This window comes from Enterobacter asburiae (assembly GCF_024599655.1).
In the GTDB taxonomy this organism is placed as follows: Bacteria; Pseudomonadota; Gammaproteobacteria; order Enterobacterales; family Enterobacteriaceae; genus Enterobacter; species Enterobacter asburiae_D.
In genome coordinates this window covers 1712221-1734158 of record NZ_CP102247.1, presented here as the reverse complement: position 1 = coordinate 1734158, position 21938 = coordinate 1712221, and the positions used below count along the sequence as shown (strand labels likewise).

The window sequence follows — 21938 nt, the reverse complement described above, 5'->3', positions numbered from 1 at the left end:
CCCACCCGGCACAACCGCGTCAGGGTTTTGTAGGCCGGGTCAGGCGAAGCCGCCACCCGGCACAACGGGCATCAAAGCTTATCCAGCAGCTTCTTCACATCCTTGCCGTCCTGTGAATCTTTATTACGATCCGCCCAGCCGCTAAGCCGACGTTTCGCTTCATCCTGCAGATGCTTACGCAAGATCTGATCCACCTGCAGGCTGTAATTCAGGGCCTGCCATTTGCCATATACGGTCAGCGGAACCGGCGTCTCTTTCAGGAAGTCGATGAGCTTGCTTTCACCCTGCCAGCCGGAAAGAACCCGTACGTTAAAGCGCGTGTCCGCCGTCTCTTTCACCAGATCCAGCTTACCTTCACCGGTTATTGATAACAGTGAAGAGGTGCCCTGCATTCCATCGAGAGAGAGCTGCCCGTTGTCCAGCGTCAGATCCGTGGTGAAGCTGTCGAGACGCGTGGCGCTGTCGTAGTTATCCTGAGCTTTCACATCGCTGCTGCGCTCGACCGCCTGCTGCACCAGCTGCTGGAAGTTAAGCCCTTCCATACGGGAGTTTTTCAGGTCAAGATGCGCCTGCCCCTGCCACTCGCGGCGGAAAGCATCGGCATCAATTTTCGTGCCTGAGAAGTCACCCGCAAGCGTCAGCTGCCCCGTCAGGGATATCGGGTAGTTAAACGCTTTCAGAATGGTGCCTATCTCAATGTTATCGAGACGCGGCTGGAATTCGGCGCTGGCAACGTCTTTACGGACGTCCAGCGTGCCGGGCAGCGAGATGTTCCCGGCGCCCATCTTACCGCTCAGTTCGGAGATCACCAGCAAACCGTTATGGTTAAACATCTGGCTGCTCACGTCGGTAAAATCAATGCCGCGCCAGCGCAGGCTATTGGCCTTCAGCAGAATATCCGCCGTGAATCCGCGCAGGGCGTTATAGTCAGGTTGATCAAGATTCGACGAGATAACCGGACGCGATACCGGTGCCTGGCTTTGCCCCGTCTGCGTGGCATCGTTGTCCGTGGCGCTGGCCGGCAGCGGTGGCAGCAGATTTTCCAGGTTGAGCTTGTCAAACTGCAGATTCAGCACCCACTTCGGCTTCTCTTCCAGCGTGACGCTCGCCTGGCCCTTCAGGCTACTGTCATTTGCCTGCAGGTTGAGGTTATCCAGCTCCAGCTGCTTCTGTTCTTCGCGCCACACGGCCTGCAGCGTTCCCTGGCCGGTAATCCCCTGGGCAGGAAGATCGGCCCCCGTCAGCTGCCAGTTAAGCTGCTGAATGTCGGCCGTAAGCTGATGCGGATAGTCTGAGGCGTTCACATTAGCATTCAACGACAGGGTCAAATCGCGCTGATCGCGATTCACCCGCCCGCTAAACTCCACCGACGCAAGATGGTGATCATCCTGTTCCATCTGCAGGTTAATGTTGCGGACGGTCACCTGTTCTGCATGCTCATGCTGAAAAACCAGCACGCTATCGGCGACTTTCAGCTTGCCGATATCAAAGGACCAGCCTGTATCAGAGGGTTCATCAGGCAGGGTATTTTCGCGCGGCGCAACCGGCGCATTGGCATCACGCACGGCTTCGGATTGCGGGGTGAGCTGGATCACCGCGCCTTTCAGCATCACCTGTTTAACCTGCAGCTGATGGGAAATAAGCGGGATCAGCGCCACATCAAGGCGCATGTTGTCTGCGGACACCAGCGGCTGGGCCGCCCCCGGCGCCGTGAGCGACATGCGGCCAGAGAGAATGCTGAGCTGCGGCCAGACGTGCCAGCGCAGCGGCCCGTCAAGCTTCAGTTGATAACCACTGCGTGCCTCGACCTGCCGCACCATGTAAGCGCGGAAATCGTTGGGGTTAACCAGCAGAACCAACGCCGAAAGGCCGGCCACCAGCACCACCAGCAAAATCATCAGCGTTGTCAGAACTCTTCTCATGGCATCCTCAATGGGCTAACGATCAGTCTTTATCAATACGGCTGGCAACCGCGCCCTGCTGGTCGCGATATTTTGCGTCCTGCCGACGGTTATAAGGACGATCTGCCGGGCCTGACAGCGGTTCAAAGCTTAACGCGCCGATCATCATGCCCGGACGCAGCGCCAGCGGCAATTTACCGGCGTTGAAGAACTCCAGCACGATACGCCCCGACCAGCCTGGATCGATACGGTGCGCGGTCACGTGAACCATCAGCCCCAGTCGCGCCAGCGAAGAACGGCCATCAAGCCAGCCGACGAGGTCCGAAGGCAGAGTGACGGATTCAAACGTCACCGCCAGGGCCAGTTCACCTGGGTGCAGATAAAAGGCTTCGCCCTCGTCGATAACGATTTCGTCACTCATCACGCGATCGAGCGCGGCGCTGACTTCATCCTTCGGCCCGCTAAGGTCAATGAACGGTGCGGTATGGCCGCTAAAGGTGCGGAATTTATTCCCTAACCGTACATCAACGGTCACGCCATTGATACGCTCAACGGGTGGACGTGGGGTAATAGACAAACGGCCTTCATCCAGCCAGGCTTCTATATCGCGATCGCAAAGACGCACGGCACTTTCTCCTTTCATGCATCATACCCTGAGGCGGTAAGCGCTCAGGGTAAAACCAGGTTATCTCTGAACGGTACACAATTCGCGCGGCTTATTCAAAAAACTGGCTGATTTTCGCTTTTAAGATATCAATAGCAATGCGGTTTTTACCCCCGCGCGGCACGATGATATCGGCGTATTGTTTGGATGGCTCAATAAACTGCAGGAACATCGGGCGGACGGTTTTCTGGTACTGCGCCATGACGGAGTCCATCGAACGGCCGCGTTCGTTCACGTCGCGCTTGATGCGGCGCATCAGGCAGATATCCAGCGGGGTATCAACGAAAATCGAGAAGTTCATGGATTCACGCAGGCGGGCATCGGTCAGCAGCAGGATGCCTTCAAGGATAATGACCTTTTTCGGCTCGATGCGGATGGTTTCCTGGGTGCGGGTGTGTTCTACGTAACTGTAAACGGGCAGCTCAATCGCCTGGCCGCTCTTAAGCGCTTCTAAATGCTGGAACAGCAAGCTGTGATCCATCGCATTGGGGTGGTCATAGTTGGTTTTGACGCGCTCTTCCATCGACAGATGGGATTGATCTTTGTAATAGCTGTCTTCGGGAATGACGCCGATATGCTCATCACCAACTTGTTCACGCAGTTCGCGATAAAGCGTACTGGCAATTAGACTTTTACCTGAAGCCGATGCGCCGGCGATGCCTATAATGACGCACTGATGAGACTTATCAGTCATAAATTTAGCGACCTGATTAACCTGGATGTTAAGGAAGGACGACGCCGGAGCGTCAAACGCGGCAATTATAGGGATTTCGCGGGCGTGATACCAGTCGAATGCACAGGTTCTGCGAGACTGGCCGAAAAGTGACGCTTTATTCCCTGAGTGAAATTTAAATGACCGTTTTTTCAGCGTTTAACCGTTTTTTTCTCACGGAGTCTCTATTTAATAAGTCTGTGGTGTCAAATTCTGAGCGGTCACCATATGAATTGTAAATTGTTTGTACTAGCATAAACCAAATTATCAAATTCACGCGTTCGGACATCTTCCCTGACGGCATGGCGTCTCTGGATAAAGCGGTAATGAATAAACAATACCAGCGGGTTTTGGTTACCACCCCACATCCTTTAATACGACTTGTCTGTCTGGGCCTGGTCACCTTTATCTTTACCTTATTTTCGCTGGAGCTCACCCGGTTCGGCACCCTACTTGCCCCGCTCTGGTTCCCCACTGCGATTATGATGGTGGCGTTTTACCGCCATGCAGGAAAAATGTGGCCGGGAATCGCCCTGGCCTGTTCGTTCGGCAATATTCTGGCCACCTGGATGCTGTTTTCGTGGGGATCGATAAGCCTCACCTACACCTCAATTAACGTGGTTGAAGCTTTTACCGGCGCGCTATTGCTGCGCAAATTGCTCCCGTGGTACAACCCGCTGCAGAATCTGAATGACTGGGTCCGCGTGGCCATCGGCAGCGCCGTGATACCGCCGCTGGTGGGTGGCGTCCTGGTGTCTCTGCTGGCTCCCGGCCCCGAACCCCTGCGAAATTTCTTCGTCTGGGTGTTGTCCGAAGCCATTGGCGCGCTGGCGGTAGTACCGTTGGGACTGTTGTTTAAGCCGCACTATCTGCTGCGCCACCGTGACCCGAGACTGCTGCTGGAAACCCTGACCACGCTGGCCGTGACGCTGGCTCTCAGTTGGGCAGCCATCACCTGGCTGCCGTGGCCTTTCACCTGCGTTATCGTTTTGCTTATGTGGAGCGCCGTGCGCTTGCCGCGAATGGAAGCGTTCCTGGTGTTTCTGGTCACCGTGATGGTTGTGTCGCTGATGATTGCCCAAAACCCGGTGGCGCTGACAACCCAGCACGTCGGGGCGATGCTGAACGCCCCCTGGCTGCCGTTCCTGATGCTGCTCCTGCCTGCTAACGTGATGACCATGGTGATGTACGCCTTCCGCGCCGAGCGCAAGCACATCACCGAAAGCGAGGAGCGCTTCCGCAATGCGATGGAATATTCCGCCATCGGTATGGCGCTGGTCAGTATTGAAGGCAAATGGCTTCAGGCTAACAAGGCGCTGTGCAATTTCCTCGGTTACAGCCAGACCGAGCTCCAGTCGCTGACCTTCCAGCAGCTCACCTGGCCGGAAGATCTGCACACCGACCTGGAACAGCTCGAACAGCTGGTCAACGGCGACATCAATACCTACACCCTCGAGAAGCGCTACTACACCCGCGACGGAGAAGTAGTCTGGGCGCTGCTTGCCGTCTCCGTCGTGCGTCACACCGACGGCTCGCCGCTCTATTTTATCGCCCAGATTGAAGACATTAACGACCTGAAGCAGACCGAATGGGTCAATAAGCGCCTGATGGAGCGCATTACGCTGGCTAACGAAGCGGGCGGCATCGGTATCTGGGAGTGGGATCTGGAGCCAGACATTATCAGCTGGGACAAGCGGATGTTTGAGCTGTATGAAATCCCGCCGCACATCAAGCCCACCTGGCAGCTCTGGCATGACACGATGCTGCCGGAAGATCGTGCCCACGCAGAGAAGGTGCTGCGGGACTCGCTGATTTCCCGCCTGCCGTTTAAGCTGGAATTCCGCATCCGCGTGAAGGAAGGCGTGCGCCATATTCGCTCCCTGGCGAACCGGGTGCTCAATAAGCAGGGTGAGGTCGAACGGCTGCTCGGGATCAACATGGACATGACCGAGGTTAAGCAGCTCAACGAGGCCCTCTTCCAGGAAAAAGAGCGTCTGCACATCACCCTCGATTCCATCGGTGAAGCGGTGCTGTGTACCGATATCAACATGAACGTCACCTTTATGAACCCGGTGGCCGAGAAAATGAGCGGCTGGCTGCAGACCGAGGCTATCGGCCAGCCGATTCTGAAGGTGTTACACATCACCTTTGGTGAAAAAGGGCCGCTGATGGAGAATATTCACAGCGGCGATATGTCCCGTTCCGATATCGATCAGGACGTGGTGCTGAACTGCCGTACCGGCGGGAATTTTGATATTCACTACAGCATTACGCCGCTCAGCACGCTGGACGGGCAGAATATTGGCTCGGTTATCGTGATTCAGGACGTGACCGAGTCGCGCAAAATGCTGCGTCAGCTGAGCTACAGCGCCTCCCACGATGCCCTGACCCACCTGGCAAACCGGGTCAGCTTTGAAAATCATCTCAAACGCCTCCTGCAGACCGTTCGTGAAACGCGCCAGCGTCACGCTCTGGTCTTTATCGATCTCGATCGCTTTAAAGCCGTCAACGATACGGCAGGCCACGCGGCGGGCGATGCCCTGCTGCGGGAACTCTCTTCCCTGATGTTGACCATGCTCCGCTCCAGCGACGTGCTGGCGCGTCTGGGCGGGGATGAGTTCGGGTTACTGTTACCGGACTGCAATATTGAAAGCGCGCGCTATATCGCCGGGCGCCTGATCCAGGCGATCAATGACTATCACTTTATGTGGGAAGGCCGCCTGCACCGGATCGGCGCCAGCGCAGGTATCACGCTGATTGATGAAAATAACCATCAGGCGTCGGAGATCATGTCGCAGGCGGATATTGCCTGTTATGCCTCGAAAAACAGCGGGCGCGGCATGGTGACGGTTTACGAACCCCAGCAGGAGCGGGATCACAACACGCGCAGCATGATGTCGCTTGATGAACAGTGGCACATGATTAAAGACAATCACCTGCTGATGATTGCCCGCAGCGTCGCCTCTCCGCGCATTCCGGAAAGCAGTAATTTCTGGCTGCTGTCGTTACGCCTGTGGACCAGCCAGGGCGAAGTCCAGGAGGAGCATGCGTTCCGCTCGGGCCTGGCGGAGCCTGAGCTTTTTCACGCCCTCGACAGACGTATTTTTAATGAGTTTTTCCGCGCTTCTGCCGCACAGGTCGCCAGTAAAGGCATGGGGGTGGCACTGCCGCTTTCTGAGGCCGGTTTAGCCAGCGTAACGCTGGTTGATGAACTTCTCGACCTGCTGGATAAAAGCCCCATGCCGGGCCGTCTCCTGCATCTGGTTATCTCTGCCGACGTGGTGTGCAGCCCGGATAAAAACCTGCAGCGGAGTCTGCAAAAGCTTCGCCAGGCGGGCTGCCGCGTGATCTTCAGCCAGGTGGGCCGCGACATGAACGTCTTTACCCACCTGACCGCCAATATGGCTGACTATCTGATGCTGGACGCAGAGGTGGTAAGCAACGTGTATGGCAACCTGATGGATGAGATGATGGTGACCATTGTGCAGGGCCACGCCCAGCGTCTGGGAATGAAAACCATCGCGGGCCCCTGCAACCAGCCCATCATGATGGATACGCTCTCCGGCATCGGCATTGATTTTATCTTTGGTGATACCATCGCCGAGCCGCAGCCGCTGGATCTACTGCTCAACACCAGCTATTTCGCCATCAACTGACGGCGTCCAGCCGTCGGTATACCAGATGTGCAGCAGCGCGTAAGATCGCCACGGCTGCCAGCGCTCGGCATAACGACGAATTTGCGCGGGCGTCATCCCGGCAAAGCGTTGCTTAATCAGATAATCATCCGGCAGAAAGACATCTTTCGCCTGCCAGCCGCGCAGGGCCAGGTAGTTTGCCGTCCAGCGCCCTATCCCTGGCCGCTGCTGTAGCGCCTTTATCCCGGCCTCAATATTTGCGGGCGGGAAAAGCGGAAACGTCCCGTCGATGACCGACTGTGCCAGATGAATTAACGATTCCGCCCGCTTTACCGGCATCCCTAACGCTTTCAGCGCCAGCGGGTCCGTTGCCGCCAGCGCGTCCGGCGTAGGGAAGCAGAGATAGCCCGGACAGTCCACCAGCGGTTCGCCGCACAGCGCCACCACGCGCGACGTCAGTTTCGCCGCCATCGCCACGCTCACCAGCTGTCCGAGGATCGCCCGGACGCCCTGCTCGTACGCATCCACTGCCCCCGGCAAACGCAAGCCTGGCCGGGCAGCGCCGAGGTCGCCCAGCGTATCCGCGACGTGCTGCGGGTTGCAGGCGAGATCGAACAGGCGTTCGATGCGTTCAAGGCACGTCTGAGCAACCGGGATTAACCCCGGACTGAGCGTCACGTTCAGCGTATGGGTAGCGATATCCGGCGTGACGCGAAATATCCCCTGATGCCCTTCGCAGTCAAAACTGCGCTCGTAGTAGTCGTGCGTGACGGTTTCAATGCCCGTCACCGCACGCGCGCCAAGAAAGCCAAACATCCACTGCCAGTCGTAAGGGGGTTGCCAGTTCAGGGTGTACATCGTTGCTCCTTTTTCATTCTTATACCCTAAATAATTCGAGTTGCAGGAAGGCGGCAAGAGAGCGAATCCCCGGGAGCATAGATAACTATGTGACTGGGGTGAGCGAGCGCAGCCAACACACCTGCAACTTGAAGTATGACGGGTATATCAGCATAAACGGAAAGACCTTGTATTGCCTTGCTTTCATATTCCTGTTGTCGCCATGAAGACATTTCGTTAAAGTCTCGCCCCTTCTCACTGGCATGGGGATTTATCGTGTTTATTGGATTCGACTACGGTACGGCAAACTGCTCGGTTGCGATTATGCAAAACGGGCAGCCACAGCTCCTGAAAATGGAAAAAGAGAGCACGCTGCTGCCCTCAATGCTCTGCGCGCCGACGCGTGAAGCGGTAAGCGAATGGCTGTTCCGCCACCACCAGGTTCCGGCCACGGCGGCGGAGACCCAGGCGCTGCTGCGCCGGGCGGTCAGCTTTAACCGCGAGGAAGACATCGACGTTTCGCCGTCCAGCGTGCAGTTCGGCCTCTCTTCGCTCGGGCACTACATTGAAGACCCGGAAGAGGTCTACTTCGTTAAGTCGCCAAAATCCTTCCTCGGCGCCAGCGGCCTAAAGCCGCAGCAGGTGGCGATGTTCGAAGACCTGGTGTGCGCGATGATGCTGCATATTCGCAATCAGGCACAGACGCAGGTCTCCGATGCGATTACCCAGGCGGTTATTGGTCGACCAATCAACTTCCAGGGGCTGGGCGGCGACGAGGCCAACCAGCAGGCGCAGGGGATCCTTGAACGCGCGGCGCACCGGGCAGGCTTCCGCGACGTGGTGTTCCAGTATGAGCCGGTTGCGGCGGGGCTGGATTTTGAAGCAACGCTGACGGAAGAGAGGCGCGTGCTGGTTGTGGATATCGGCGGGGGCACAACGGACTGCTCGCTGCTGCTGATGGGACCGCAGTGGCATAACCGTCGCGACCGCGAAAACAGCCTGCTCGGGCACAGCGGCTGCCGCGTAGGCGGTAACGATCTCGATATCGCCCTGGCGTTCAAGAGCCTGATGCCGCTGCTGGGCATGGGCGGGCAAACCGAAAAAGGCATCGCCCTGCCGATCCTGCCGTGGTGGAACGCGATTGCCATTAACGACGTGCCGGCGCAGAGTGATTTTTACAGCACTGCGAACGGCCGCTTCCTTAACGATCTGGTGCGTGACGCGCAGGACGCCGAAAAAGTCGCCCTGCTGTATAAGGTGTGGCGTCAGCGCCTGAGCTACCGCGTGGTGCGTACGGCTGAAGAGAGCAAAATTGCCCTTTCCGACCGCGCGGAGCATGCGGTCTCCCTGCCGTTTATCAGCGACGATCTGGCCACCGCGATTTCGCAGGACGGGCTGGAGACGGCGCTCGCGCAGCCGCTGCAGCGTATTCTGGAGCAGGTGCAGCTGGCGCTGGAGAACGGCAAAGAGAAGCCGGACGTTATCTACCTGACCGGGGGTAGCGCCCGTTCGCCGCTGATTAAGAAAGCGCTGGCGGAACAGCTGCCGGGCATTCCGATTGCCGGTGGAGATGACTTTGGCTCCGTTACCGCAGGGCTGGCGCGCTGGGCGCAGGTGATGTTTAGCTAGTGCGCTTGCGGTGCGGTCTGGTGCCCTCACCCCGGCCCTCTCCCTGTGGGCTGAGGGTTCCCCAGAAAAATGAAAAGCACGATGAAGTGTGATCTACTGGTTGCGCTAACAAATCAGAAGAGACCTCATCGTGCCTTTACAGACAGTCTGCCAGAAATTTTTCTCCGCGTCTTTACCTGACATTCACAGCTTCCGGGTCAATGTCCTTGTTTCCATGGCCGTCGCCCTCACGCACGGGGCCAACCTGACCCTGACCAGCCTTGGACGTACCCTTCCCGGCAGGGCGCACGTCAAAAATAAAATTAAACGTGTCGACCGTGCCCTGGGTAATACCGCCCTTCACCGTGATATTCCCCGTATTCAGCACCTGCTCACACATACCATCACCTCCCTGATGCCCTTCTGCATAATTGCTGTCGACTGGACAGGCTGGCATGACAGGAACTGGCATCTTCTGCGGGCAAGCCTGGTCTGTAATGGGCGTTCACTTCCGCTTATGAGTGAGGTTGTTCCCGCAGAGCTGGCACAGAACAGTGATGTCCAGTGCCGCTTCCTTGACCGCCTGCATGATGCCATCCCGAAAGATAAAGCCGTCACCATCATTACGGATGCAGGCTTCCGGACAGACTGGTTCCGGCATGTGAGCCTGCTGGGCTGGCGCTTCACCGGCAGGGTCAGGGGCTGTATCAGCTTCCGGCTGGAGGATGAGAAAAAGTGGATGAAAATCAGTGAGCTTGAGGCTACCGGACAACCGGTCTGCGTGGGTTACGGTGTCCTGTCCCGTAAACCACGAACGCCCTGTTACGGCCGGTTTTATCTGCACAGGCGCCCGGAAGCAGGGCGTCACGGAAAGGGAGGAATGCCAAAAACACAGCGGGAACACCGCAGCAGCGCCCGTGAGCCCTGGCTGCTGTTCAGTAATGCAGAGGGACTGGAGCCACACCAGATAATGGCGCTGTACAGCCGCCGAATGCAGATAGAACAGAACTTCCGGGACGACAAAAGTCCCCGCTTCGGGTTCGGTCTGAGGCTGAGCCGGAGTCAGGGAAAAGGGCGGCTGGAAGTGCTGAATATGGTCGCGGCAATGGCAAGTCTGGTGATGTGGCTGGCAGGTTACAGGGCAGAAAGACAGTGTTTACACTGGCACTATCAGGCAAGCAGCATCAGGCACAGGCGGGTGCTGTCATACCTGAGTCTGGCAGAAGAAGTCATCCGGCATGAGCCTGGAAAAGTGAGACGGCTAAATATAGGTAACGAGATGAAAAAGCTGGGAAAAGAGTACAGTAATATGGTCATGGTGGCATGACCATATTACTGGGGATCCCTCAGCCCACAGGGAGAGGGTGCAAACACCAAAAACGGCAACATCCGTTGCCGTTTGCATTTACCTTGTAGGCCGGGTAAGCGAAGCGCCACCCGGCTAAAAAGATCGCCACACTCAGACCATTCCTGACAGTCTTCCATATTTCCTCCATTTTTCCGCTGTGTTAGCTGACTAAACTAGTATCATTCCCCGAAGTCTTCAGGATGAGAACGTATAACGATGAAAGGCAGTAACAAATCCCGCTGGGCAATCGTCGCTGGCATCATTGTGGTGGTCCTTGCCGCCGCCTGGTACTGGCACAGTCAATCCGCGAACTCCGCCGCTCCCGCCGGTGCCAGCAGTCAGGCACAGCGCCCGGCAGGCGGAGGGCGTCACGGCATGCGCGGCGGCGCGCTGGCGCCGGTACAGGCGGCGACGGCGGTGAATAAAGCTGTTCCTCGCTATCTTACGGGCCTCGGGACCATTACCGCCGCCAACACCGTGACGGTGCGCAGCCGCGTCGACGGCCAGCTGATGGCCATTCACTTTCAGGAAGGGCAGCAGGTCAAAGCCGGTGATCTGCTGGCGGAAATCGACCCGAGCCAGTTTAAGGTCGCTCTCGCTCAGGCGCAGGGACAGCTCGCGAAAGACAAAGCCACCCTCGCCAACGCCCGTCGCGATTTGGCGCGCTACCAGCAGCTGGTGAAAACCAACCTCGTGTCTCGTCAGGAGCTGGATACCCAGCAGTCGCTGGTCAGCGAAACGCAGGGCACCATCAAAGCCGACGAGGCCGCCGTGGCCAGCGCACAGCTGCAGCTGGACTGGAGCCGCATCACCGCGCCGATTGACGGACGCGTGGGCTTGAAGCAGGTCGATATCGGCAACCAGATCTCCAGCGGCGACACCACGGGCATCGTGGTGATCACCCAGACTCACCCGATTGATTTAGTCTTTACCCTGCCGGAAAGCGACATTGCGACGGTGGTGCAGGCGCAAAAAGCCGGTAAAGGTCTGGTGCTGGAAGCCTGGGACCGCACCAATAAGCAGAAATTGAGCGAAGGCGCCCTGCTCAGCCTGGATAACCAGATCGATACCACCACCGGCACCATCAAGCTGAAGGCGCGCTTTAACAACCAGGACGATGCCCTCTTCCCGAACCAGTTCGTCAACGCGCGCATGCTGGTCGCCACCGAAGAGAACGCAGTGGTGATCCCCACCGCCGCGCTGCAGATGGGTAACGAAGGTAACTTCGTCTGGGTACTTAACAGCGACAATAAGGTCAGCAAGCACCTGGTCAAAACCGGTATCCAGGACAGCCAGACGGTAGTCATCGCCGCAGGACTTTCCGCAGGCGACCGCGTAGTCACCGACGGCATTGACCGTCTGACCGAAGGGGCCAAAGTGGAAGTGGTAGAACCTGCGAAACAGGGAGAGAAATCCTGATGCAGGTTATGCCCCCAGGCTCTACAGGCGGGCCGTCACGCCTGTTTATCCTCCGTCCTGTCGCCACCACGCTGCTGATGGTGGCGATCCTGCTCGCCGGGATTATCGGCTATCGCTTCCTGCCCGTGTCGGCGCTGCCTGAGGTGGATTACCCAACCATTCAGGTGGTAACGCTCTATCCGGGTGCCAGCCCGGACGTGGTGACGTCCGCCATTACCGCCCCGCTGGAGCGCCAGTTCGGCCAGATGTCGGGGCTAAAACAGATGTCCTCCCAGAGTTCCGGCGGGGCATCCGTTGTGACGCTGCAGTTCCAGCTGACGCTGTCGCTGGACGTCGCCGAGCAGGAGGTGCAGGCCGCGATTAACGCCGCCACCAACCTGCTGCCGTCTGACCTGCCTAACCCGCCGGTCTACAGCAAGGTGAACCCGGCGGATCCGCCGATCATGACGCTTGCCGTCACCTCCTCCGCCATGCCGATGACGCAGGTGGAAGACATGGTTGAAACCCGCGTGGCGCAGAAAATTTCGCAGGTTTCGGGCGTGGGCCTCGTTACGCTGGCGGGCGGCCAGCGCCCGGCCGTTCGCGTGAAGCTTAACGCGCAGGCAATTGCCGCGCTGGGTCTGACCAGCGAAACCATCCGCACCGCCATCAGCAGTGCCAACGTTAACTCGGCAAAAGGCTCGCTGGACGGCCCCACCCGCGCCGTGACGCTCTCTGCCAACGATCAGATGCAGTCAGCCGATGAATACCGCCAGCTGATTATTGCTTACCAGAACGGCGCTCCGGTGCGTCTGGGCGACGTGGCGACCGTGGAGCAAGGTGCCGAAAACAGCTGGCTCGGCGCCTGGGCCAACAAACAGCAGGCGATCGTGATGAACGTTCAGCGCCAGCCGGGCGCTAACATCATCGAAACCGCCGACAGCATCCGCACCATGCTGCCGCAGCTGATCGAAAGCCTGCCGAAATCGGTCAGCGTGAAGGTACTTTCCGACCGCACCACCAACATTCGCGCGTCGGTTACCGACACCCAGTTTGAGCTGATGCTGGCGATTGCGCTGGTGGTGATGATCATCTATCTGTTCCTGCGCAACGTTCCGGCCACCATTATTCCCGCCGTCGCCGTGCCGCTCTCGCTGGTCGGGACCTTTGCGGTGATGGTGTTCCTCGATTTTTCGATTAACAACCTGACGCTGATGGCGCTCACCATCGCCACCGGGTTCGTGGTGGACGACGCCATCGTCGTTATTGAGAACATTTCGCGCTATATCGAGAAAGGTGAAAAACCGCTGGCGGCCGCGCTGAAGGGCGCGGGCGAAATCGGCTTTACCATTATCTCGCTGACCTTCTCGCTGATTGCGGTGCTGATCCCGCTGCTGTTTATGGGCGATATCGTCGGGCGGCTGTTCCGCGAGTTTGCCGTGACGCTGGCGGTCGCCATTTTGATCTCCGCCGTGGTGTCGCTGACCCTGACGCCGATGATGTGCGCCCGCATGCTGAGCCACGAGTCCCTGCGCAAGCAAAACCGCTTCTCGCGCGCCTCCGAGCGCATGTTCGAGCGGATTATTGCCGCCTACGGTCGCCTGCTGGCGAAAGTCCTTAACCATCCGTGGGCCACGCTCGGCGTGGCGCTGGGAACCCTGGCGCTCAGCGTGATGCTGTGGATTTTCATTCCGAAAGGTTTCTTCCCGATCCAGGACAACGGCATTATTCAGGGCACGCTTCAGGCCCCGCAGTCGGTCTCCTTCGCCAATATGGCCCAGCGCCAGCAGCAGGTGTCTGAGATCATCATGAAAGATCCGGCGGTCGAGAGCCTGACCTCCTACGTGGGCGTCGACGGCACCAACCCGTCGCTCAACAGCGCGCGTCTGCAGATCAACCTCAAGCCGCTGGATGAACGCGACGATCGCGTCAACGCCGTCATTGAGCGTCTGCAAAACGCCGTCGCGCGCGTGCCGGGCGTTGAGCTTTACCTGCAGCCGATTCAGGATTTGACCATTGATACCCAGGTCAGCCGCACGCAGTACCAGTTCACGCTGCAGGCCACCTCGCTGGACGCGCTCAGCACCTGGGTGCCGCAGCTGGTGAATAAGCTTAACACCCTGCCGCAGCTCGCCGACGTCAGCAGCGACTGGCAGGACAAAGGGCTGGCGGCGTACGTGAACGTCAACCGCGATACCGCCAGCCGTCTGGGCATTACCATGTCGGATGTGGACAACGCCCTGTACAACGCCTTCGGCCAGCGCCTGATCTCCACCATCTACACCCAGGCCAACCAGTATCGCGTGGTGCTGGAGCACAACACGGAGAATACGCCCGGCCTGGCGGGGCTGGACTCGGTGCGCCTGACCGGCAAAGACGGCGGCATTGTGCCGCTGAGCGCTATCGCCACGGTGGAAGAACGATATACCCCGCTGTCGATTAACCATCTGGATCAGTTCCCGTCTACCACCATCTCCTTCAACGTGCCGGACAATTATTCTCTCGGCGAAGCGGTGGAGGCCATTCAGGCTGCGGAAAAAGAACTCAGCTTCCCATCCGATATTCAGACCCAGTTCCAGGGCAGCACGCTGGCGTTTCAGGCCGCGCTGGGTAACACCATCTGGCTGATCGTCGCGGCGGTCGTGGCGATGTATATCGTGCTCGGGGTCCTGTACGAAAGCTTTATCCACCCGATCACCATCCTCTCTACCCTGCCGACGGCGGGCGTGGGGGCGCTGCTGGCATTGATGCTGGCGGGCAGCGAGCTGGACGTCATTGCCATCATCGGCATTATTCTGCTTATCGGGATCGTGAAGAAAAACGCCATCATGATGATCGACTTCGCCCTTGCCGCCGAGCGCGAGCAGGGTATGTCGCCGCGCGATGCCATTTTCCAGGCCTGTCTGCTGCGTTTTCGTCCGATCCTGATGACCACGCTGGCCGCGCTGCTGGGCGCGCTGCCGCTGATGCTCAGCACCGGCGTCGGCGCGGAGCTGCGCCGTCCGCTGGGTATCGGCATGGTCGGCGGTCTGCTGGTGAGCCAGGTGCTAACGCTCTTCACTACGCCGGTGATCTACCTGCTGTTTGATCGCCTGGCGCTGTGGACCAAAAGCCGCTTCCCGAAACGTGAAGAGGAGGGGCATAAGTGAAGTTTTTCGCCCTCTTCATTTATCGCCCGGTGGCGACGATTTTAATCTCGCTCGCCATTACCCTCTGCGGCGTGCTGGGCTTCCGGCTGCTGCCGGTGGCGCCGCTGCCGCAGGTAGATTTCCCGGTGATCATGGTCAGCGCCTCGCTGCCGGGTGCCTCACCGGAGACCATGGCCTCGTCGGTTGCCACGCCGCTGGAGCGTTCCCTTGGGCGGATTGCGGGGGTCAACGAGATGACCTCCAGCAGCTCGCTGGGCAGCACGCGCATCATTCTGGAGTTCAGCTTCGACCGGGATATTAACGGTGCGGCGCGCGACGTGCAGGCGGCCATCAACGCCGCGCAAAGCCTGCTGCCGAGCGGGATGCCGAGCCGCCCAACCTACCGCAAGGCCAACCCGTCCGATGCGCCGATCATGATCCTGACGCTGACCTCGGATACGTATTCGCAGGGGCAGCTTTACGACTTTGCATCTACCCAGCTGGCGCAGACAATCTCACAAATTAACGGCGTCGGTGACGTGAGTGTCGGCGGAAGTTCCCTGCCAGCCGTGCGCGTGGGCCTAAACCCGCAGGCGCTGTTCAACCAGGGCGTGTCGCTGGATGACGTGCGCTCCGCCATCAGCACGGCCAACGTCCGCAAGCCGCAGGGGGCGATTGAGGACGGTAGCCACCGCTGGCAGATCCACACTAACGACGAGTTGAAAACCGCCGCGGAATATCAGCCGCTCATTATTCACTACAACAACGGCGCGGCGGTGCGCTTGAGCGATGTCGCCAGCGTCACCGACTCGGTGCAGGACGTGCGTAACGCCGGGATGACTAACGCTAAACCGGCCATTCTGCTGATGATCCGCAAGCTGCCGGAAGCGAACATTATTGAGACGGTGAACAGCATTCGCGCCCGTCTTCCGGACCTGCAGGAGACCATCCCGGCAGCAATCGATCTGCAAATTGCGCAGGATCGCTCCCCGACGATTCGCGCCTCGCTGGAAGAGGTGGAGCAGACGCTGATTATCTCCGTCGCGCTGGTGATCCTGGTGGTCTTCCTGTTCCTGCGATCCGGCCGCGCGACGCTTATCCCGGCGGTGGCCGTGCCGGTGTCGCTGATCGGTACCTTTGCCGCTATGTACCTGTGCGGGTTTAGCCTCAACAACCTGTCGCTGATGGCCCTGACAATTGCCACGGGATTCGTGGTGGATGATGCCATCGTGGTGCTGGAAAACATTTCCCGCCATCTGGAAGCGGGCGTGAAGCCGCTGCAGGCCGCGCTGCAGGGCACGCGCGAGGTGGGCTTTACGGTGCTCTCCATGAGCCTGTCGCTGGTGGCGGTATTCCTGCCGCTGCTGCTGATGGGCGGGCTGCCGGGCAGGCTGCTGCGCGAGTTTGCCGTCACCCTCTCCGTCGCCATCGGGATTTCGCTGGTTATCTCCCTAACGCTGACGCCAATGATGTGCGGCTGGATGCTCAAGCGCAGCAAGCCCCATTCGCAGCCGCGCCGCAAAGGCTTTGGCCGTTTCCTGATGGCGATGCAGGAAGGCTACGGCAAATCGCTGAAGTGGGTGCTGAACCATACCCGACTGGTTGGCCTGGTGCTGATCGGCACCATCGTGCTCAACGTCTGGATGTACATCACCATCCCGAAAACCTTCTTCCCCGAGCAGGACACCGGCGTGCTGATGGGGGGAATTCAGGCGGACCAGAGCATTTCGTTCCAGGCGATGCGCGGCAAGCTACAGGACTTTATGAAGATCATTCGTGAAGACAAAGCCGTGGATAACGTCACCGGCTTTACCGGCGGGTCACGCGTTAACAGCGGGATGATGTTTATTACCCTGAAACCGCGCGGCGATCGCAACGAAACCGCCCAGCAGGTGATTGACCGCCTGCGGGTGAAGCTCGCCAAAGAGCCGGGGGCAAACCTGTTTTTGATGGCCGTTCAGGATATCCGCGTCGGCGGCCGTCAGGCGAACGCCAGCTATCAGTACACGTTGCTCTCGGACGATTTAGCCGCCCTGCGCGAGTGGGAGCCGAAGATCCGCAAGGCGCTGGCCGCCCTGCCGGAGCTGGCGGACGTCAACTCCGATCAGCAGGACAACGGCGCCGAGATGGCCCTGACCTACGACCGCGAAACCATGTCGCGTCTGGGCATTAACGTTGAAGCCGCTAACAGCCTGCTGAACAACGCCTTCGGCCAGCGCGAGATCTCCACCATCTACCAGCCGATGAACCAGTATAAGGTGGTGATGGAAGTCGATCCGCGCTACACCCAGGACATCAGCGCCCTGGACAAAATGTTTGTGATTAACAACGACGGCAAGGCGATTCCGCTCTCCTACTTTGCCAGCTGGCAGCCTGCCAACGCGCCGCTGTCGGTGAACCATCAGGGGCTTTCGGCGGCGTCGACCATCTCCTTTAACCTGCCCGCCGGTTCGTCGCTTTCTGAAGCCAGCGACGCAATCAACCGCGCGATGACGCAGCTTGGCGTGCCGTCCACCGTGCGCGGCAGCTTTGCCGGGACCGCGCAGGTGTTCCAGGAGACGATGAACTCGCAGGTGATTTTGATTCTGGCCGCCATCGCCACGGTCTATATTGTGCTGGGCGTGTTGTATGAGAGCTACGTTCACCCGCTGACCATTCTCTCAACGCTGCCGTCGGCGGGCGTGGGGGCGCTACTGGCGCTGGAGCTGTTCGGCGCGCCGTTCAGCCTTATCGCGCTCATCGGGATCATGCTATTGATCGGCATTGTGAAGAAAAATGCCATTATGATGGTCGATTTCGCCCTGGACGCCCAGCGCAACGGCAATCTGTCGCCGGAAGAGGCGATCTTCCAGGCTTGCCTGCTGCGTTTTCGTCCGATCATGATGACCACCCTGGCGGCGCTGTTTGGCGCGCTGCCGCTGGTTATCTCGGGCGGAGACGGCTCAGAGCTGCGCCAGCCGCTGGGGATCACCATTGTCGGCGGCCTGGTTATGAGCCAGCTGCTGACGCTGTATACCACGCCGGTGGTCTATCTGTTCTTCGACCGCCTGCGGCTGCGCTTCTCGCGTAAAAACAGAACCACGGTGACCGAGTAGATGACCGATCTCCCCGCTAACGTTCGCTGGCAGCTATGGATAGTCGCTTTCGGCTTCTTTATGCAGTCGCTGGATACGACCATCGTCAACACCGCCCTCCCCTCCATGGCGAAAAGCCTCGGGGAGAGCCCGCTGCATATGCATATGGTGATTGTCTCCTATGTGCTGACGGTGGCCGTCATGCTGCCCGCCAGCGGCTGGCTGGCGGACAAAGTGGGCGTGCGGAATATCTTTTTTACCGCCATCGTGCTGTTTACCACCGGCTCGCTGTTTTGCGCCCAGGCCAACACCCTCGACCAGCTGGTGATGGCGCGCGTGCTGCAGGGCGTTGGCGGAGCGATGATGGTCCCCGTCGGGCGACTAACGGTGATGAAGATTGTGCCGCGCGAGCAGTACATGGCGGCGATGACCTTTGTGACCCTGCCCGGTCAGGTGGGGCCGCTGCTGGGCCCGGCGCTCGGCGGTATTCTGGTGGAGTACGCCTCCTGGCACTGGATCTTCTTAATCAATCTTCCTGTTGGCATCATCGGCGCCATCGCCACCCTGACGCTGATGCCGAACTACAAAATGCAGACGCGGCGCTTTGATTTCTTTGGTTTTATTCTGCTGGCGGCGGGCATGGCCACGCTGACCCTGGCGCTCGACGGGCAAAAAGGTCTGGGGATTTCGCCCCTGACGCTCGGGCTCCTGATCGCGCTCGGCGTTACCGCCATACTGTGGTACCTGTGGCATGCCAGAGGTAACGATAAGGCGCTGTTCAGCCTGAACCTGTTTAAAAACCCTACCTATCGCCTTGGCCTGTTCGGCAGCTTCGCCGGGCGCGTCGGCAGCGGCATGCTGCCGTTTATGACGCCCGTTTTCCTGCAAATCGGGATGGGATTTTCGCCGTTCCACGCGGGCCTGATGATGATCCCGATGGTGCTCGGCAGCATGGGAATGAAGCGCATCGTGGTGCAGGTCGTGAACCGCTTTGGCTACCGTCACGTGCTGGTCACCGCCACGCTGGGGCTGGCGCTGGTGAGTCTGGTGTTTATGGCCGTGGCGCTGATGGGCTGGTTCTACGTTCTGCCGCTGGTGCTGTTCTGCCAGGGGATCGTCAACTCCATGCGCTTCTCGTCGATGAATACCCTGACGCTGAAGGATCTGCCGGACGATCTGGCGAGCAGCGGCAACAGCCTGCTGTCGATGATTATGCAGCTCTCCATGAGCGTCGGGGTGACCATCGCGGGTTTACTGCTCGGCATGTACGGCCAGCACCACCTCAGCGTCGACACGCCGGTGGCGCATCAGGTCTTTTTATATACCTATCTCAGCATGGCGGTCATCATCGCCCTGCCCGCTTTCATCTTCGCCAGAGTGCCGGATGATACCAGCAAGAACGTCGTCATCAGGCGCGGCAAAAGGAGTGGTTCATGAAATTCTGGCGTCCGGGTATTACCGGCAAGCTCTTCGTGGCGATATTTGCCACCTGTATCGTCCTGCTGATCACCATGCACTGGGCGGTGCGGATCAGCTTTGAGCGCGGTTTTATTGATTACATCAAGCATGGCAACGAGCAGCGTTTGCAGGGCTTAAGCGATGCGTTGAGTGAACAGTACGCCCAGCACGGCAACTGGCGTTTTCTGCGCAATAACGACCGCTTTATTTTCCAGATCCTGCGCTCGCTGGAGCACGATACCGGTGACGATCGCCCGGGGCCAGGCATGCCGCCGCACGGCTGGCGCACCCAGTTCTGGGTGATTGACCAGGACATGCGTACGCTGGTGGGTCCGCGCGCGCCGATACCGCCGGACGGCACCCGTCGTGCAATCAAAGTCAATAATGCGACAGTCGGCTGGGTTATCGCCTCTCCGGTGGAGCGCCTGACGCGCAACACCGACATCAACTTTGACCGCCAGCAGCGTCGGACAAGCTGGCTGATTGTCGCCCTCTCCACCCTGCTCGCCGCGCTCGCCACCTTCCCGCTGGCGCGCGGCCTGCTCGCCCCGGTGAAACGGCTGGTGGAAGGCACGCACAAGCTGGCCGCCGGGGATTTCACCACCCGCGTCGATACCCGCAGCCAGGACGAACTGGGCAAGCTGGCGCAGGACTTTAACCAGCTCGCCAGTACGCTGGAGAAGAACCAGCAGATGCGCCGCGACTTTATGGCCGATATCTCCCACGAGCTGCGCACGCCGCTTGCGGTGCTGCGCGGCGAGCTGGAGGCCATTCAGGACGGCGTTCGCCAGTTTACGCCCGAATCGGTGGCCTCTCTGCAGGCGGAGGTGGGTACGCTCACCAAGCTGGTGGACGACCTCCACCAGCTCTCCATGTCCGACGAAGGCGCGCTGGCCTACCAGAAAGCGCCGGTGGACGTGATTAACATTCTGGAAGTGATCAGCGGCGCGTTCCGCGAGCGCTTTGCCAGCCGCGACCTGAAAATCGACCTCTCCCTGCCGGACAGCGCGGTGGTGTTTGGCGACAAAGACCGGCTGATGCAGCTGTTCAACAACCTGCTGGAAAACAGCCTGCGCTACACCGACAGCGGCGGCGGGCTGCACATCTCCGGCAGACAGGAAAACGGGCGCTTTGCCCTCACCTTCGCGGATTCCGCCCCCGGCGTGCAGGACGCGCAGCTGGAAAAACTGTTTGAACGTTTCTACCGTACCGAAGGCTCCCGCAACCGCGCCAGCGGCGGTTCCGGCCTGGGGCTGGCGATTTGCGTTAACATCGTCGAGGCGCATAATGGCACGATCCGCGCCGCCCATTCGCCTTTTGGCGGGGTTAGCATTACAGTAGAGTTACCTCTGGAACGGGATTTATCGAGAGAAGTATGACCGAGTTACCGATTGACGAAAACACGCCGCGCATTTTGATTGTGGAAGACGAGCCCAAGCTTGGGCAGCTGCTGATCGACTATTTACGCGCGGCCAGCTACGCCCCGTCGCTGATCGGCCACGGCGACCAGGTGCTACCATACGTGCGTCAGACCCCGCCGGCTCTGATCCTGCTGGATTTAATGCTGCCGGGCGTTGACGGACTGACACTGTGCAGGGAAATTCGTCGCTTCTCCGACGTGCCGATCGTCATGGTCACCGCCAAAATTGAAGAGATTGACCGCCTGCTGGGGCTTGAAATTGGCGCGGACGATTACATCTGCAAACCCTACAGCCCGCGTGAAGTTGTCGCCCGCGTGAAAACCATTCTGCGCCGCTGCAGGCCGCAGCGCGAGCTTCAGGTGCTGGACGCCGAAAGCCCGCTGATTGTCGACGAAAGCCGCTTCCAGGCGAGCTGGCGCAGCAAGCTGCTGGACCTGACGCCTGCGGAGTTCCGTCTGCTGAAAACCCTCTCCCACGAGCCGGGGAAAGTCTTCTCCCGCGAGCAGCTGCTGAACCACCTGTATGACGATTACCGCGTCGTAACCGACCGCACCATCGACAGCCATATCAAAAACCTGCGGCGCAAGCTGGAAGCGCTGGACGCCGAACAGTCGTTTATTCGCGCGGTGTATGGCGTGGGGTATCGCTGGGAAGCGGATGCGTGCAGGATTGCGTGACGCTTCATCTCTGAAACCCGCCCCTGGCGGGTTTTTCTTTTCTGGAATCCATCCAGGATTCAACCATACTCTTTTTA

The 21938-nt window shown here is 59.2% G+C and carries 13 protein-coding genes; 9 read left to right on the top strand and 4 right to left on the bottom strand.

Going from position 1 to position 21938, the window contains the following annotated elements; all coding sequences use genetic code 11:
* Nucleotides 1-71: 71 nt before the first annotated feature.
* The 3 genes from asmA to udk form a co-directional block, all read right to left on the bottom strand.
* Nucleotides 72-1922 (bottom strand): outer membrane assembly protein AsmA, encoded by a 1851-nt coding sequence (gene asmA, locus NQ230_RS08175; protein ID WP_257260718.1) that lies wholly within the window; start codon nucleotides 1920-1922, stop codon nucleotides 72-74.
* A gap of 22 nt (nucleotides 1923-1944) precedes the next feature.
* Complete coding sequence (dcd, locus tag NQ230_RS08170; RefSeq protein ID WP_032646484.1) at nucleotides 1945-2526, bottom strand: dCTP deaminase; 582 nt, start codon at nucleotides 2524-2526, stop codon at nucleotides 1945-1947.
* A gap of 91 nt (nucleotides 2527-2617) precedes the next feature.
* On the bottom strand, nucleotides 2618-3259 hold the full coding sequence (gene udk, locus NQ230_RS08165; protein WP_008500855.1) for a uridine kinase: 642 nt from the start codon (nucleotides 3257-3259) through the stop codon (nucleotides 2618-2620).
* A gap of 344 nt (nucleotides 3260-3603) precedes the next feature.
* Between udk and NQ230_RS08160 the strand changes: the two genes are divergently transcribed.
* Nucleotides 3604-6933 carry a diguanylate cyclase gene (locus NQ230_RS08160; protein ID WP_121425362.1) on the top strand — a complete coding sequence of 1110 codons (3330 nt, stop codon included), beginning with the start codon at nucleotides 3604-3606 and terminating at the stop codon, nucleotides 6931-6933.
* Here NQ230_RS08160 and alkA read toward each other — a convergent pair.
* Nucleotides 6898-7770: a DNA-3-methyladenine glycosylase 2 gene (alkA, locus tag NQ230_RS08155; RefSeq protein ID WP_121425361.1), complete on the bottom strand. Its 873-nt coding sequence runs from the start codon at nucleotides 7768-7770 to the stop codon at nucleotides 6898-6900. The genes NQ230_RS08160 and alkA overlap by 36 nt on opposite strands.
* Nucleotides 7771-8025: 255 nt before the next feature.
* Here alkA and yegD point away from each other — a divergent pair, with 255 nt between their 5' ends.
* The 8 genes from yegD (at nucleotide 8026) to baeR (ending at nucleotide 21861) form a co-directional block, all read left to right on the top strand.
* The gene (yegD, locus tag NQ230_RS08150; protein WP_121425360.1) at nucleotides 8026-9378 is read left to right on the top strand and encodes a molecular chaperone; all 1353 of its coding nucleotides are present in this window, start codon (nucleotides 8026-8028) and stop codon (nucleotides 9376-9378) included.
* Nucleotides 9379-9508: 130 nt separating this feature from the next.
* Entirely contained in the window at nucleotides 9509-10684 is a 1176-nt protein-coding gene (locus NQ230_RS08145; protein WP_257258676.1) for an IS4 family transposase, read from the top strand.
* Nucleotides 10685-10921: 237 nt separating this feature from the next.
* Complete coding sequence (locus NQ230_RS08140; protein ID WP_257260716.1) at nucleotides 10922-12124, top strand: MdtA/MuxA family multidrug efflux RND transporter periplasmic adaptor subunit; 1203 nt, start codon at nucleotides 10922-10924, stop codon at nucleotides 12122-12124.
* Nucleotides 12124-15252, top strand: a complete 3129-nt coding sequence (locus NQ230_RS08135; RefSeq protein ID WP_257260715.1) for an MdtB/MuxB family multidrug efflux RND transporter permease subunit — start codon at nucleotides 12124-12126, stop codon at nucleotides 15250-15252. Before NQ230_RS08140 ends, NQ230_RS08135 begins: the two co-directional genes overlap by 1 nt.
* Nucleotides 15249-18326, top strand: coding sequence for a multidrug efflux RND transporter permease subunit MdtC (gene mdtC, locus NQ230_RS08130; RefSeq protein ID WP_159514539.1), 3078 nt, complete (start codon nucleotides 15249-15251; stop codon nucleotides 18324-18326). The genes NQ230_RS08135 and mdtC overlap by 4 nt, the downstream gene beginning before the upstream one ends.
* A complete protein-coding gene (locus NQ230_RS08125) occupies nucleotides 18327-19742 on the top strand; it encodes an MFS transporter (protein WP_257260714.1) in 1416 nt (471 codons plus the stop codon).
* Nucleotides 19739-21142 carry an envelope stress sensor histidine kinase BaeS gene (gene baeS, locus NQ230_RS08120; protein ID WP_213751422.1) on the top strand — a complete coding sequence of 468 codons (1404 nt, stop codon included), beginning with the start codon at nucleotides 19739-19741 and terminating at the stop codon, nucleotides 21140-21142. The genes NQ230_RS08125 and baeS overlap by 4 nt, the downstream gene beginning before the upstream one ends.
* The gene (baeR, locus tag NQ230_RS08115; RefSeq protein ID WP_257260712.1) at nucleotides 21139-21861 is read left to right on the top strand and encodes an envelope stress response regulator BaeR; all 723 of its coding nucleotides are present in this window, start codon (nucleotides 21139-21141) and stop codon (nucleotides 21859-21861) included. Before baeS ends, baeR begins: the two co-directional genes overlap by 4 nt.
* Nucleotides 21862-21938: the final 77 nt, after the last annotated feature.